12 protein-coding genes and 1 pseudogene are annotated in these 15,515 nt (G+C 31.7%); 2 read left to right on the top strand and 11 right to left on the bottom strand.

The genetic code is table 11. The features are described from left to right. Positions 1-164 precede the first annotated feature (164 nt). From LQ609_RS06695 to LQ609_RS06675, 5 genes are all read right to left on the bottom strand, one after another. On the bottom strand, positions 165-1,241 hold the full coding sequence (locus tag LQ609_RS06695) for a M42 family metallopeptidase (protein WP_107509198.1): 1,077 nt from the start codon (positions 1,239-1,241) through the stop codon (positions 165-167). 108 nt (positions 1,242-1,349) lie between these two features. Continuing rightward, complete coding sequence (locus LQ609_RS06690) at positions 1,350-1,937, bottom strand: YdeI/OmpD-associated family protein (protein WP_107509197.1); 588 nt, start codon at positions 1,935-1,937, stop codon at positions 1,350-1,352. Between the two features lie 102 nt (positions 1,938-2,039). Further along, positions 2,040-2,777: a GTP pyrophosphokinase gene (locus LQ609_RS06685; protein WP_107509196.1), complete on the bottom strand. Its 738-nt coding sequence runs from the start codon at positions 2,775-2,777 to the stop codon at positions 2,040-2,042. Between the two features lie 336 nt (positions 2,778-3,113). Then, the gene (locus LQ609_RS06680; protein ID WP_208144172.1) at positions 3,114-4,439 is read right to left on the bottom strand and encodes a 6-phospho-alpha-glucosidase; all 1,326 of its coding nucleotides are present in this window, start codon (positions 4,437-4,439) and stop codon (positions 3,114-3,116) included. 24 nt (positions 4,440-4,463) lie between these two features. Then, positions 4,464-6,041, bottom strand: a complete 1,578-nt coding sequence (locus tag LQ609_RS06675; RefSeq protein WP_239734486.1) for an alpha-glucoside-specific PTS transporter subunit IIBC — start codon at positions 6,039-6,041, stop codon at positions 4,464-4,466. A gap of 150 nt (positions 6,042-6,191) precedes the next feature. Between LQ609_RS06675 and LQ609_RS06670 the strand changes: the two genes are divergently transcribed. Together LQ609_RS06670 and LQ609_RS06665 are read left to right on the top strand one after the other, a co-directional pair. Next, positions 6,192-6,941 (top strand): MurR/RpiR family transcriptional regulator, encoded by a 750-nt coding sequence (locus LQ609_RS06670; RefSeq protein WP_078358519.1) that lies wholly within the window; start codon positions 6,192-6,194, stop codon positions 6,939-6,941. A 41-nt stretch (positions 6,942-6,982) separates the two neighbouring features. Then, entirely contained in the window at positions 6,983-7,936 is a 954-nt protein-coding gene (locus LQ609_RS06665) for a 2-hydroxyacid dehydrogenase family protein (RefSeq protein WP_078358520.1), read from the top strand. A gap of 198 nt (positions 7,937-8,134) precedes the next feature. On the opposite strand, the gene nagE is transcribed toward LQ609_RS06665, so the two are convergent. The 6 genes and pseudogenes from nagE to LQ609_RS06635 all read right to left on the bottom strand — a co-directional run bounded on the left by nagE (position 8,135) and on the right by LQ609_RS06635 (position 15,486). Next, positions 8,135-9,622 carry an N-acetylglucosamine-specific PTS transporter subunit IIBC gene (gene nagE, locus LQ609_RS06660; RefSeq protein ID WP_078358521.1) on the bottom strand — a complete coding sequence of 496 codons (1,488 nt, stop codon included), beginning with the start codon at positions 9,620-9,622 and terminating at the stop codon, positions 8,135-8,137. A 263-nt stretch (positions 9,623-9,885) separates the two neighbouring features. After that, entirely contained in the window at positions 9,886-10,242 is a 357-nt protein-coding gene (locus LQ609_RS06655) for a zinc ribbon domain-containing protein YjdM (protein ID WP_078358522.1), read from the bottom strand. Between the two features lie 90 nt (positions 10,243-10,332). Then, positions 10,333-10,920: a DNA-binding protein gene (locus LQ609_RS06650; RefSeq protein WP_078358523.1), complete on the bottom strand. Its 588-nt coding sequence runs from the start codon at positions 10,918-10,920 to the stop codon at positions 10,333-10,335. A 13-nt stretch (positions 10,921-10,933) separates the two neighbouring features. Then, positions 10,934-12,526 carry an ABC transporter permease gene (locus LQ609_RS06645; protein WP_239734485.1) on the bottom strand — a complete coding sequence of 531 codons (1,593 nt, stop codon included), beginning with the start codon at positions 12,524-12,526 and terminating at the stop codon, positions 10,934-10,936. Positions 12,527-12,528: 2 nt separating this feature from the next. Next, positions 12,529-13,425: pseudogene (locus tag LQ609_RS06640) on the bottom strand (ABC transporter ATP-binding protein). A gap of 171 nt (positions 13,426-13,596) precedes the next feature. Further along, entirely contained in the window at positions 13,597-15,486 is a 1,890-nt protein-coding gene (locus tag LQ609_RS06635; protein ID WP_239734484.1) for a BglG family transcription antiterminator, read from the bottom strand. Positions 15,487-15,515: the final 29 nt, after the last annotated feature.

The following is a 15,515-nucleotide window of genomic DNA, read 5'->3' as shown; positions in this document are numbered from 1 at the left end:
GTTTTATTTTAATAATAATTTGTTACTTGGTCATAATACTTGATGTAAAGCCTGTTATTAAAGGATTTATGCTATAACTTTTTTATTGGTCGCGATGATTATATAAAAAGTCTCAAAAAAAAGACCGAAACAAATTAATTGTCTCAGCCTCTCACTTTTTCTATTTACCACATAATATCTTTTACTGTATCGTCGTTTAATGCTTTTACGATTTCTGCTACTAATTTTACTGCGTTTAAGTAGTCTTCTTTATGAAGAATCGATACGTTTGAGTGCATATAACGTAATGGTACGCCTATTGAGATTGTTGGTGTACCTTCGTTTGCAACGTGAATACTACCTGCGTCTGTTCCACCGCCTGTAATATTATCCCATTGTACGTCAATCCCTTTATCTTTTGCTACGTTTTTAATGAATTTTCTAAAGCCAACGTGACCAATATTCGTTCCATCCATTAATAATACAAGTGGACCTTCACCTAGTTTAGTTTCATGATCTTGACCTTTCATTCCAGGTGTATCATATGCAATTCCAACGTCTACTGCGATTGATAAGTCTGGTTTAATTTTATTTGCTGCTACTTTCGCACCACGTAAACCGACTTCTTCTTGTACTGTCGCACCTGAAACTAAATTTATACCAAGTTCATCGTTTTTAAGTTTATTTAATACATCAACACTTAACGCACAACCAAAGCGATTATCAAATGCTTTTGCTGTTAAATAGTTGCTATCACCTAGCTCTTCAAACTCTGAATATGGCGTAACCATGTTACCTATTTCTACACCTAATTTTTCTACCGCTTCTTTACTACCAACACCTAAGTCAATAAACATTCCTTTCATATCTACCGGACTTTTACGTTCTTCTGGCGTTAATACATGTGGTGGTTTAGAGCCTATAATACCTCTTAATTCTTTACCGTCATCTGTAGTAACTGTAACTTTTTGAGAAAGCATTACTTGGTTCCACCAGCCACCGATCGGCGTAAATTTAATATAACCATCTTCATCGATACGTGTAACCATAAATCCAATTTCATCTAAATGTCCTGCGATTAAAATTGTTTTAGAACCATTTTTAGCATTCTTCTTCCCGAAAATGCCCCCTAAATTATCTTCTACAATTTCATCACTTACAGGTTCTAAGTATTCTCTCATCTTAGCTTTAACATTATACTCATATCCAGATATACCATTAATATCTGTGAGTGTTTTTAATAATTTTACTGAATCTGCCAATTTAAATCCCCCTTAAATGTAGTCAACACTTTTATAATATCACGCTCTTTATAAAATGTATCTTAGAAAGGATTGATTTAATTGATTTTTCAGTATTTTTATACATTATCATTCATCGTTTAGACCTTTTCCGTCGAGAATATGATCAATATATTTTTCAACTCGACTCATACGAGTAGTTTCCCGCTTCGCTTGGCTAATATAGTAAATATATTGGCGTTGTCGTCCAGGCGTTAAATTATAGAATGCTTCTTTTAAATTTTTATTTTGATTTAATTGTTCTTGAAGTTCTACTGGCATTTCATATTGTTCTGTCTTTTTTAATTCAACTTTAGCTCCTGATTTTTCAAGTTCAATAGCTTCAACAACATAATCTTTAATCATCTCTCTTTGTTCTTTAATTTCTTCAACGTTAGTAAACCTTAATTGTCTAGCTGCTTGTACATTTTTTGTTTGTTGTATTAATAATTTATGAGGATCTTTTAATAATGTTCCTTTATGAAATAAAATTGCACAATACTCTTTAAAGCCATGAATGAGCACCACATTCTTACCTTTTAATGTGTAACAAGGATGCATCCATTTATAATCTTCTTCTAGCTCACACTCACGAATAATTTCTCTTAGAAGTTCAAACTCTGCTTTCCATTTCTTCTCTCGTTGCATAAAAGCTTCAACTTTAGGATGTCTATCCATGTTCCCCACTCCTTTAATCTATAATTGTTTATTTAAGATTATAATACATTATGAAAATAAAAAAGAGGCAAGACCATTACGATGACCTACCTCTCACTCTTATTATTTATCTATTTTTAATAAATGATCCGTTTCATCCTGATAAATTTCATCATTCATTTCTTGCATTTTTTGTTCTACATTCGTAATTTCAATTGAGCATTCTTTCAATTTCTCTTGGTATTGCTCAGTTGAAACGTGTGTATTCTTATATCTTAGCTTATGTTCTAAACTCGCCCACATGTCCATACCTATCGTGCGAATTTGAATTTCAACAGGTATTACTTGCACACTTTCCGCTAAAAACACTGGAATAGATACAACTATATGCAAACTTTTATAACCATTTAATTTAGGATTCTCGATATAGTCTTTTCTTTTTAATAGCTTGACATCAGCTTGTCTCAGTAATAATTTTTCAATAGTATATACATCTTCAAGATAATTACAAACTACTCTCATCCCCGCTATATCTTGAATATTTTTCTTTGCCGAATCAGCATTTAAAGGGAACCCTTTACGTCCTAACTTTTTAATTAAACTCGGAAACTCTTTAACACGCTTTTCCATATGATGAATCGGATTATGCTTATAAGCAACTTGAAATTCATCATCTAAAATTTTCAACTTAGTACCAATTTCTTCTAAAGCAGCAGCGTAATTATGTTGTAATTCAATAAAATTAAAAAGTTCTTCTAAAGCTTGTTCAGATGATTGTGCATATTCAATTTCCCCTAGATTACTAGTGAATTCCTTCTTTAATTCCGCTAAATTGATAGTTGGCTTTCTCTCTATATACATAGATATTCTCCCTTATATTTTTAAATAAAAATATATAACTCTTGAATTAATTATATCACTTAGAAGATTTCTATTAAAGAAAGATGGTATGGGAAAAACGGCTGAGTTAATCTACAACTTACGCTATCTCTTCGATTAACTGCCGAGTTAATCTACAACTTTACCCATCTCTTCGATTAACTGCCGAGTTAATCTACAACTTACGCCATCTCTTCGATTAACTGCCGAGTTAATCTACAACTTACACCATCTCTTCGATTAACTCCTATCTCACTCCTCATTTTTACTTTCAAAACAGAAAGCTGAGACAAATTAATTTGTCTCAGCTTTTTCAAATCATTTCAGTTCTGGCCAATAGCCTTTGTTTGCTTCTATTAGATCGTCTAATATATCTTTTGCTACGGATGCACTTGGTACTGTTCGAGATAATGTGAGTGCTTGCCATAATTTCTGATAAGATTGCTCTTCATAAGCTTCAACAGTCAATTTTTCTACGCCTACTTGTTGTTCCATTAAACTTTTTTGGAATCTTGGTATTTCTCCTACAGATAATGGTTCTGGCCCTTCACTACCAACTAAACATGGTATTTCAACCATTGCTGTTGGTTCAAAGTTTGATATAGCGCCTTTATTTTCAACAATCATTAACATTCTTTCTTTTGTGTTAAATGCAATTGCTCTGGCTAAATCTACGATATAAGATGCATGTTCATCTATTGTTAGCTCTGTTCCTTCTGCAGTTCCTTTTTCAATAATATTTTTACATTCTCCAAATACAAACTTTTCTCTTCCTGCCATTACTTCATTCGCTCTTGTATAGTCTTTGTTTGAATGTTCTACTACATAATCTGGGAAGAAGTAATATTTCAAATATGTGTTCGGTAATGTATCTTTATCTAATGCTTGAACGTCCCGTGCTTTTTTAAATGTATCATTCCAGCTTGCTTCTTGTTCCATTTCACTGCCCGTATCAGTTGAGTATCCAAACTTTTCTACGTGTTTAATGATACTAGGCATTAAGTCTTTACCTGATTTATCTCTAATATCTGTCCACCAACCGAAGTGATTGAGCCCATAATATTTAACGACCATTTCTTTTCTAGATTCTAAACCAATATTTGTAGCCATTAATTCTTCAATTCCTATTGGCATATCACAAATATTTAATATTTTTGAATTTGGTCTTAGTTTTCTAGTTGCTTCTGCTACTATAGCAGCTGGATTTGAATAATTGAGCATCCAAGCTTCTGGAGAATACTTTTCCATATAATCAACAATTTCAAGCACCCCTGTTATTGAGCGCATACCGTATGACAAGCCTCCTGGTCCACATGTTTCTTGACCAACAACACCATGTTTTAGTGGAATTTTTTCATCTTGTTCTCTCATTGCATATTTACCTACACGGATATGTGCCATTACAAAATCTACATTTTCAAATGCTGTTTTAGGATCTGTACTTGCTAATAATTTAACACCTGGTGCTCTTTCATTTAAAAGTATTTCGCAAGCGTCAGCTATAGTTTGTTGTCTTTCTCCATCATTATCATAAAGTTTAATTGTATCAATTGGAAAATCTTCTAAATGATCTAATAACATTAATATAATACCTGGTGTAAATGTACTTCCGCCGCCTGCTACTGTAATATTAAATTTCTTCATTATTCATGACCTCCAAATTTTTGTTTAAATCATTGTTTCAAATGAATCTCTTACTTGTGGCACACTTAACCCAACAATAACTTGTACGTTCGTACCACTTTTCGCAACACCATGTGCCATTTGGTTATGTGTGAAATAATCATTATCTTTTACTAAGTCTGCATCATAAACCGTTACTCTTAATCTTGTCGCACAGTTTGTTACATCTTTAATATTCTCTTTACCACCTAGACCTTCTAAGAAGTAAATGGCTCTTGTATCATATTCAGATGCATTGTTATCAAGATGCGTATCTGCACTACCTTTTTTAGATTTATAATCGTCTTTTGTATACAGTTTTGCGTCACCGTCATCAGCAACTCGTCCAGGTAATGGAATATTGAATTTCTCTATAATAATTTTAAAAACAAAGAAGTAAATGACAACAAATATGATACCGATAATGAATTGTGCCACATAAGTACTGCCATGGTTAGAGAACAATGGAATCCAGTTAATTGCAGCAAGTTCTATTGCGCCACCACCTTGAATACCAACAACACCGAAGAGATACATAATGGTAACCATCGTTGCACCTAACAATGCATGAATTAAGAATAAGTATGGTGCTATAAATAAGAATGTAAATTCTAAAGGTTCGGTAATACCAGCGAAAATTGCAGTCAATCCAGCAGGTAATACAAGTGCTAAAACTTTTTTCTTATTTTCTTTAGGTGTTGAAGCATACATTGCTAAAGCAATACCTAAACAACCGAACATTTTAATGTTACCTTGTAACAAGAATCCATATGGATATAATTCTTTAAGTGATTTTGTAGAATTAGAGAATTCTGTTAAATGTTCAATCCAGTAAGGTTTCAAGCCACCATTCACAACAGCTGGACCGTATTCAAACGGTGTGTAAATGAAGTGATGTAATCCTGTTGGTATAAGAATTCTTTCTAAGAAATGGAACAACCAAACTCCAACAAATCCTGAATGTAGCATTACGCCTTGTAATGATGCGATACCAGTTTGAACTGTCGGCCAAACTGTACAAACAATAAAAGCAATTGGGATCATAACAAAGAATCCAATTATAACGACGAATGGTAACCCTTGGAAAATACCAACCATTTCAGGAAGCTTTTTATCATAGAAACGATTATGTATCCAAATAACAATTGCTGATATGAAAATTGCACCGATAATACTTGTATCTAAAGTTTCAATTCCAGCTATTTCTTTAACACCTGTTAAATTTTCAACACCATTTGATAAATCTACTCCAAAAGTTTTTGGCCAAAGTGTTAATATAGAATTTATAAAATTGTTAAATACAAGATAAATCATTAATGCAGCTAATGTTGCTCTACCTTGTGCTTTTTTAGCTAGTGAAATCGGCAATCCTATTACAAAAGCTAATTCCATATGATCAAATATCGTCCAACCACCAGCTTCAATTATGCTCCAAATTTTAAACCACATTGTGCCTTCATTTGCTATATCACCCATAATATTTGGATTTTTAAATAAAGTTGCAAATCCTACAACAATACCAAAAAATGCAAATAGCAATACCGGAACAATCATGGCACTACCAAATCGTTTAATTGCATTCATATATTAGCCCCTTTTCTGTATCAAGTTAACTCCACAATATAGGAAGCGCTTACATTTTCCAATAGGTTTGACGTAAATAGAAATCACATAGTAAACTTAGATTATATTTTCATAATACGAAAATATTTTCACTTCGAATGGAGGATTATAATGATTTTGGATAAACTGATTAATGAGCATTACCAACGACTTAACGATAATGATATACATATCATACAAATGATTAACCAAAATATTCACTTGATTCATCGCTTAAAAATTCAAGAAATAGCTGATCTATCACATACTTCAATATCTTCTATCCACCGTTTAGCTCGCAAATTAGGATTTGATGGCTATAGTGATTTCAAAGCTTACATTAAACTAAACAAACAAATTTCTAAACCATCTAGCGATATCATAGAAAGTCTCGAGCAAGATTTACAACAATCAATAAAGCACTTAAAAATGATTGATTATGATTATATAAGTGAACAAATTGATAAATCACCATACATCTATATATATGGAACAGGTGTCGCACAATTAAATGTCGCGAGAGATGCACAACGTCATTTTCTTTCTATTAATAAAAGAGTAATGGTCATAAATGATGAAAGTGAACTTAAAATTTCTATGAATCAAATGAAAGAAGACGATTTAATATTTATCATTTCTTTATCTGGTGAAACACCACATCTTAAAGAGAATATTGAAATTATGCATACACGTAATATCAGCTACATTTCTCTTACAACTTTAAAAGACAACTACTTAGCACAAAATGCACGCTACAATATATATGTAAACAGCTCACCAATAGAACTCTACAATCAAGTTTCATATTCAAGCTTTTTACCCTATCATATAGCTTTTGAAATCATCGTACGCAAATTCAGTGAATGGAAAATGTTACACTAGGGTATAGCTAATATATATTAAGATTTGTAGGAGGTAGCAACATGAAAAAAGTATTCATAACAGGAGAAATACCAACTGAAGGCTTAAATTTATTAAAAGAACATTTTGAAGTAGATGTATTTAAAGGGGACAAATTAATCACAAAAGAAACATTACTTCAAAGTGTACAAGATGTAGATGCAATTATAAGCCCACTATCTACTAATATAGATAAAGAAGTAATCGATCAAGCATCTAACTTAAAAATCATAGCAAACTATGGCGCTGGATTTAATAATATAGACGTTAAATATGCTAGAGAAAAAGGCATCGATGTTACAAATACACCAAAAGCATCAACAAACGCAACAGCAGATTTAACAATAGGTATAATGCTCGCTGCTTCTAGAAGAATTGCTGAAGGAGACAAACTATGTAGAACTACAGGTTTCAATGGTTGGGCACCTTTATTCTTTAGAGGTAGGGAAGTCTCCGGTAAGACTGTCGGTATAGTAGGACTAGGTGAAATTGGTTCTGCAGTAGCCAGACGTGCCAAGGGATTTGACATGAATATACTTTATACAGGTCCAAACAAAAAACCAGACAAAGAAGCATCATTAGGTGCCACTTATGTCAGTCTAGATGAAATGTTAGAACAAGCAGATTTCATCATAATTAATGCAGCATACTCAGAACAATTACATCATTTATTCAATAAAGATGCTTTTGAAAAAATGAAAGAAACAGCTTATATTATCAATGCATCACGCGGACCAATTGTAGATGAAAAAGCATTAGTAGAAGCACTAAAAGAAAAAGAAATCGAAGGCGCTGCATTGGACGTATTTGAGTTCGAACCAAAAATAACAGATGAACTTAAAACAATGGATAATGTAGTACTTACACCACATATCGGAAACGCTACATTTGAAGCAAGAGATGAAATGGCACGAATCGTAGCAAACAATACAATTAAAAAACTACAAGGAGAACAACCAGACTTTGTAGTGAATTAATGTTGAGATAAGAAGATTTTTTTAAAAAAATGAGATAAGAAAATCGCACGATATCGTCTGAGTCTTCGTGCGTTTCGGCATCCTTAGAGTCCTATTAAATTCCAATATTTTTACTTATCTCTATCTTCCTCTCTTCCAGTAAAAAAATCACAAAAAAACTGCCGGCAAAGTTCCCTACTTTGTCGGCAGTTTCATAATTTATTGATTATTTTGTTGCAGTTGCAATAATTCATCTGCTGTAAATTGTACATCTGTTCCAATTATAATTTGGATGTTTTTATCGCTTATAACTTTATTTCCTAGTGCACCTGATTTTTTGACTTTTTCTAAATCTACTTTACTTGTGTCTTTTAAAGTCAATCGTAATCTTGTCGTACAATGATCTATTACTTCGATATTGTCGTTTCCACCTATAGCTTCGTAAATAAGTTGTGTTTTATTAGAAACTTTTGCTCCACTATTGTTTGCAGTTTGATCATCGCCTTCTTCTACAAGACTTGGATCTTGTTTAGCCGCTTCTTCCATCAAACCGTCTCGTCCAGGTGTTTTCAAGTTAAATGTACGTATAGCAAAGTCAAATACTAAGAAGTATACGACACCCATTATTAGTCCAAGTAACAATAACATGAGTGGTTTATTAGCTATTGGAATACTTAAGCTTAATAAATAGTCAATCAATCCTGCACTAAATGTAAACCCTGCTGTCCATTGGAATGTTGCTGCAATGAACATAGACACACCAGTAAGTACGGCATGTATACCGAATAACAATGGTGCTGCTACTAAGAATGAAAATTCTAATGGTTCAGTGATACCAGTAACGAATGAAGCAATTGCTGCTGTTATCATTAAAGAACCAACTACTTTTCTGTTACGTTTTTCAGCATTTTTCCAAATTGCTAATGCTGCTGCTGGTAAACCGAACATCATAATTGGGAATAAACCAGCTTGATATCGACCAGTTACACCTTGCTCGCCATTACTTGACCAGAAATTAGCGATATCATTAATACCTGCAATATCAAACCAGAACACTTGGTTTAATGCATGATGTAAACCAAATGGTAATAATAAACGGTTAAAGAATCCGTATAAGCCAGCACCAAATGGTCCAAGATGAGCTATCATCTCACCGAATGCAACTAAACCATTATAAACTGGTGGCCATATAAACATAAGTGCTATTGAAATAACCAACATTGCTGCTGCTGATAAGATTGGTACTAAACGTTTACCACTAAAGAATGCAAACGCTGTTGGTAATTTTGTATCTTTAAATCTGTTGTAAATTGCTGCAGTTACTAAACCACAAATTATCCCGATAAACACATTGCTAATACCTGTAAATGCTAAATCTACTTTATCCTCCGCAACATGTAATACTTTCGCCATAGACTCTGGCTTTAAAACTTCTGTAACAACTAAAAATGATACAAGACCACTAAGTGCAGCTGCACCATTTTTATCTTTAGACATCCCAAACGCTAACCCGACAGCGAATAGTATGGGTAAATTGTTAATAACAGCTAATCCACCATTTGCTAAAAAGTTAGCAACACTGTTTCCTTCTCCGTTAATTGCTCCCGAATCAATAAAAGATGCTATACCTAACAATAATCCTGCAACCGGTAAAATTGAAATAGGTAGCATAAGAGACTGTGCAAATTTTTGCATATAAGCCTTCATGTATTTTCCCCCTAAAATTATTTGAAAACGATTTCTATATACCATATTTACCATAAAATTCATTATATGTACATAACAAATTAATTTTCGAAATTCTTAAAAAAGTCTATTAATTATTATATTCTTTAAATATTCAACTAGTGATATTAATTTATAAATAAAGAATATTAGAAAGTATAAACTGATTTAACAACATTCTTATACACAAAAAGACTAAGGATGAGACAAATTAATTGTCTATCTTCAGTCTTTATTAAATAAATCTACTTACTTACTTTTTTAACTACAGATGATTTCAGCCCTATTTGACCGAATCCTGGTATTTTACAATCGATATCGTGTCCATCTTCTGGATCCACTAATCTGATACCTTTTACTTTAGTTCCTTGTTTGATTGAATTTGAAGATCCTTTAACTTTTAAGTCTTTGACTACTGTAACAGTATCTCCATCTTTTAATTCGACGCCATTTACATCTTTAATGATTGCTTTGTCAGCGTCTCCTGATTCTTCTCCATTAGCCGTCCATTCATAGTTACACATTGGACAAATGTATGATACACCATCTTCATAAGTGTATTCTGAATCACATTTAGGGCAATTTGGTAATGTAGCTTCCATTTCTCAACCTCCGAGAGTTTATAATAACCTCTATAATTTACCATAATTTCACTCATATAGGTATTTAATCTATAAATATTTTTAATTAAATTAAGGCTTCATAATGATATATGAAGTAATTTTTTTAATCTTAGAATCTTTTTTATGATTTTCAAATTCATATATTTCAGCAAAGTGTATTGTTTCACCTTTTTGATTTATTATCGTCCCATGAGTAGAAGCTTCTTTGCCATGTGTGAGCATTGATGCTATTTCTAAACTTGATACTTTTTGTAAGTGCTCATTTATTTCTTCTATAAATGCTGCTTTACCATTTAATTCAAATTCTCCCGGGACTATCCATATAAAGTCATCAGCTAACCATTCGTTAAGGTAATGTTCATCTCCAACTACAGATGCAATTACAATATCCCGGACAATTCGTCGTTTAGGCGCATTATCACATTTCAAATCACCGAGAACTGTAAATTCCAAGTCGCGTAAATCAGCGTCTAACTTACTAAATGACATGCCTTGTTCATTCAAAGCTTCTTTTAAAATATTTATAGCTTTAGGACCAACACCGTGTAATTTTGATAAATTATGATCGTCTAGTTTAGAAACTTGTTCCAAAGTTGTTACATTAATCTTATCTAAAGCATTCGTCGCCGGTTTACCTATTTTCGGTAAATGTGTCATCTTGGTACCCCCTTTATGAAATGTCTTTACGATTAAATCCAATCAACCCTACAATAATCAAAACGACTGATATAACGATTAATATACTTATACCCGAAAAATCCATTTCTTCTACAGGAATTTCAGGAATATGTTGAAACGGTGTTATATTTTTTAGCCACTGTTTAATATTTAATAACTGCCCTAGATATACAACAAAAAATGTATAAGTTAAATATAAATACACAGCAAAATGCCATTTATTCACCCATCCTAAAAGCAGTACACCTAATGACACAAAGGATATTATCGCTGGCACATGAACGATTCCTGCCTTTATTATTGTCCAAAATTCAAAAGGATCCTTTAAAACGAAAGCTTGTGCTACATACATACCTAATGCTGCTAAAAATATCATTAAAAATGAATTAACCAATGATACTAGCAGATAACTGCTTAATAACTTCATTCTAGAAACTTTTTTGGATAAAATATTTTCAATTCTATGTGTTTGTACTTCGTTTTTAATTTTGTAGAGACTTTGCAAAGCTGGAATAGTTGATACTATTGCCATAATAACCATTAGTGTTGGTAAAAAGGATTCTACATAATCATCACTATTACTCGAAAGCATTTGCTGTAACATTTCATTGCTCTTAATAAAATCATCTAATTCTCCAAAAATCGACCCATAAGATGCTCCAAATATAAACATACCTATTGCCCAGGAAATTATTCCTACTTTGTACAATTTTAATTGCATTCCTAATGGTGATAGCCATATTTTGTGTGCATATTTATTACCAGGCTTAGATGGTAATAATCCAGATTCTATATCTCTTCTAAAATAAAGTGTCATTGCTATTACTAAAAATAATATTGCAGTGATTATCATAACAACAACTGGCCACCAATTATTATCAGAATATGCAAACGTTCTTGTTAACCATCCAAGTGGAGAAATCATAGATATACCATCATTTATGACGTCACCTACCGCGCGTACTAAATAACTTAACAACAATACTGTTACGCTTAATCCAGTAACACTGCTACTTGTTTCTGTTAACTGAGCAAATATAGCTGTAATCATACCGAATAAGATACCTATAGACCCAAGTGAAACACCATATAATATAGAACCTTGCCAAGTTATACTATCTATATTGAGTAAAGGTAATGTTATAGACAATATCACTGCAATAGCTAAGTTAACTATTATCATAATGACTATTGAACTGATTAAAGGCGAAACTCTTCCTATTGGTAAAGCTCTTATCATTTCAATACGGCCATTAGATTCGTCACCTCGTGTATTTTTAGAGACGAGCATTATGCTCATGATCGCAACAAGTATACTTGTAAAGAGCATCATTTCATGCGTGAACAATGCACCAACTGAAACTTGGTCAAATTGACCTGGACCTAACATAGCCTCCATTGCAGGGTTTTTAGACGTTTCAACAATTGGTTGCATATCGGCTTTATTTGGATACATTTCATAAAATGTCGGTGGGATTATAAGTGTTAATGCAACTATCCCTATTATCCAAAAAATCATTTTCCATTTATTCGTTCTTAAGTAAAATAACGTTAGTTTACCGACTCCGTTAAAGAGATTATGCATCCCTATTCACCTCTTTCAATATCAACGCCGTAATGAGTCATAAATAAATCTTCTAAAGTAGGTGGCATGCTCTCAAGTTTCAACAGTTCAAATTGACTTAAATATTTAATGACATTTGATACATGTTCAGAATCTACTTGAAAGTGATACGTATTTTCTTCATTAAAGATATCATGGATACCTGTCTGTTAATCCAAATTCATCAATGCTTCATTAGTTTGGACAACAAAACGCATTCTTGTTAAATGCCTTAAATCATCTAACGTACCCATTTCAACAATTTCTCCCTTTCTAATAATGCCCACTCTATCGCACAGTTTTTCAACTTCACTTAAAATATGACTAGATAATAGCACACTTTTTCCTTCCTTTTTCTTATCTAATACACAATCTTGAAATACTTTTTCCATTAAAGGATCTAGACCAGAAGTTGGTTCGTCTAATATTAGAAGCTTTGCATCTGTTGTAAAAGCTGCAATGAGCGCTACCTTTTGCCGATTCCCTTTAGAATAAGAACCACATTTTTTAGTAGGATCTAAATCAAATTTTTCAATTAATTCATCCCTTTTTTCAACATTATTTGTACCACTTAACTTTAAAAATAAGTCTATAACTTCCCCACCAGTTAAGTTTGGCCATAAATTGACATCACCAGGAACGTAAGCGATATTTTTATGAATGTGAACTGCATCTTTCCAAGCATCTTTTCCAAAAATCTCAATAGAGCCACTCGTTGGTTTAAGCATCCCTAAAATTGCTTTGATAGTTGTAGATTTACCTGATCTATTAGGTCCAATAAAGCCAAAGATTTCCCCTTCTTCAACTATGAAATCAACGCCATTTAACGCTTTGAACTTTCCAAAATACTTCGTAACGTGATCCACCTTTAATAATGTCATTTCCATTCACTATCCTTTATAGGAGATTTTTAGTGTTATATAAATTAACGGTCATATTTACTTCTTATATTCATAATATACCCTTCTCTGAATGATTATTTCAAAGCGAACAAAAAAATGAGCAAACTTATATGACAGAATCTGTCATACAAGTTTACTCTTAATTGTTTATTATTGACTAACCTGAGGCGAAAAGACTTTATAAAATTCTTCCTTAGAGCTTGATCCTATTAAATTTAAAACTTTATTATAATCATTAATAATATCTGTTAAGTTTTGATACATTCTTTCAAGATTTATTGTTGTATTTTTTTTCAAACCAAGACAAAATATAATTTGTACTTCTTTATCATCCCATGCGATTGGCTTATCCATAGTTATCATATAAATGAATGTTTGCTTTGCTAATGGCATTACCGGATGAGGAATAGCTACTAAATTTCCATATGCAGTCGATGCATGATGTTCTCTTTCTTTTACACTATCTATAAATCCACTGTAAATTAAATCTTTTTTCTCCAATTGAACATTTAAATATTTTAATAAATCTTCTTTATTGTCCAATTTTGTTTTTAATTCAATAATTTCAATTAATTCATCTAAATGGTGAGTATCTTTTAAATCAATAAACTTTTGAATTTTATCTAAATCTTGTTGTGACATAATTGGATTTACATATAGTATTGGTAAATCTACATTATCATTTATTGGTACTGTTGAAATAATTAAATCCGCTTGTTCAAGATCCGCATTGTGAATGTTATATAACTCAACAATTTCAGAAATTTGAATTTGATTGCTAAAATTCTGCATTAATTTATATTTTATCAATTGCGAACTCGTTAATCCTGAATTACAAACAAGTATGACATTCAACTTCCCTTTATCTGTCTCTATTCGATTTAAAGCCATTTCAAAGTGAAGTGCTAAGTAACCTATTTCACTTTCTGATATTTGAACTTTTAAATCTTTTTCAATCATTTTACTAGCCACTAATCCTAAATCAAATGCAAAGGGATAGTTTTGCTTAATTTCATTTAACATCGGGTTTCTAATGTTCATTTTATATTTATATCTATTAATCGAAGTACATAAATGCAAATATAAATTTTTCTTCAAATTATTGTCTGAAGTTAAATCCAAATAAAAGATACGTTTTATATGATCTAACATATGTTTAATCATAGTTTCAATCATTTTATTTCTAGGTATGTTTCTCACTTCGTTCATAATACCTGTCGTCACAAAGTGAATATATAAATAATCCATTTCCTTTTTAGGTAAAATTAACTCAAAACGGTACTCTATAAAATGTATCATTTCTTCGAAGAATGATTTTAATTTGTTCGGTAATTGTTGTTCTTCAATTTGAAATTGTTGTTCTATCATGAGTTCATTTCTTATTCTAACAATTGCTATGTTAATATGTGTTACTAAATTATCTAGCTTTACTTCCGGAATTTCTATTTTGTATTTACTCAATAGTTTAATTAGATATGATTTTACACTTTTAATATCATCTTCTGTAAAACCTATATTTACATGTTGATTATTTAATAAAAATTGAGCAATAGCGTATCTTATCTGAAATTCTTTGCCAATTATTTTCATACCATAGTTCGGACGACTTACGATTTCAATTTCATATTGAGATAGTATCTTTCTCATTTCATTCAAATCATTTTTTAAAGTTCCTACACTCACAAACATACTTTCACTTAATGATTCTAACTTAGTGTAATGGTCATCTAACAATAATTTTTTCATAATATAACGAATTCTACTATCTTGATTGTTAAAATTTAAATTTTCATCTTTTAAAAATCTTTCATTTAAGAAATAATTAAATAAGCCTTCATCTATTATATGGAGTTGATAACCTTTTGATTTTTTAATTAGTATAGAGAAACCAAAATCATTACTCGCTTCATTAATAAATTTTATATGTGAGCGTATCGTTTTTGAAGATAATCCTAATAATTTGGCAATTGCATCACTATTCATATATTCATGTTGGTGTTGATATAATATTTTAACAATGTTGAGGTGTCTGGTTTCCATCACGCTCTCTCCTAATATTTTTCTTTTTA

This window comes from Mammaliicoccus sp. G-M28 (assembly GCF_022386595.1).
Lineage (GTDB): Bacteria > Bacillota > Bacilli > Staphylococcales > Staphylococcaceae > Mammaliicoccus > Mammaliicoccus fleurettii.
This window is presented reverse-complemented; position numbering and strand designations above follow the sequence as displayed.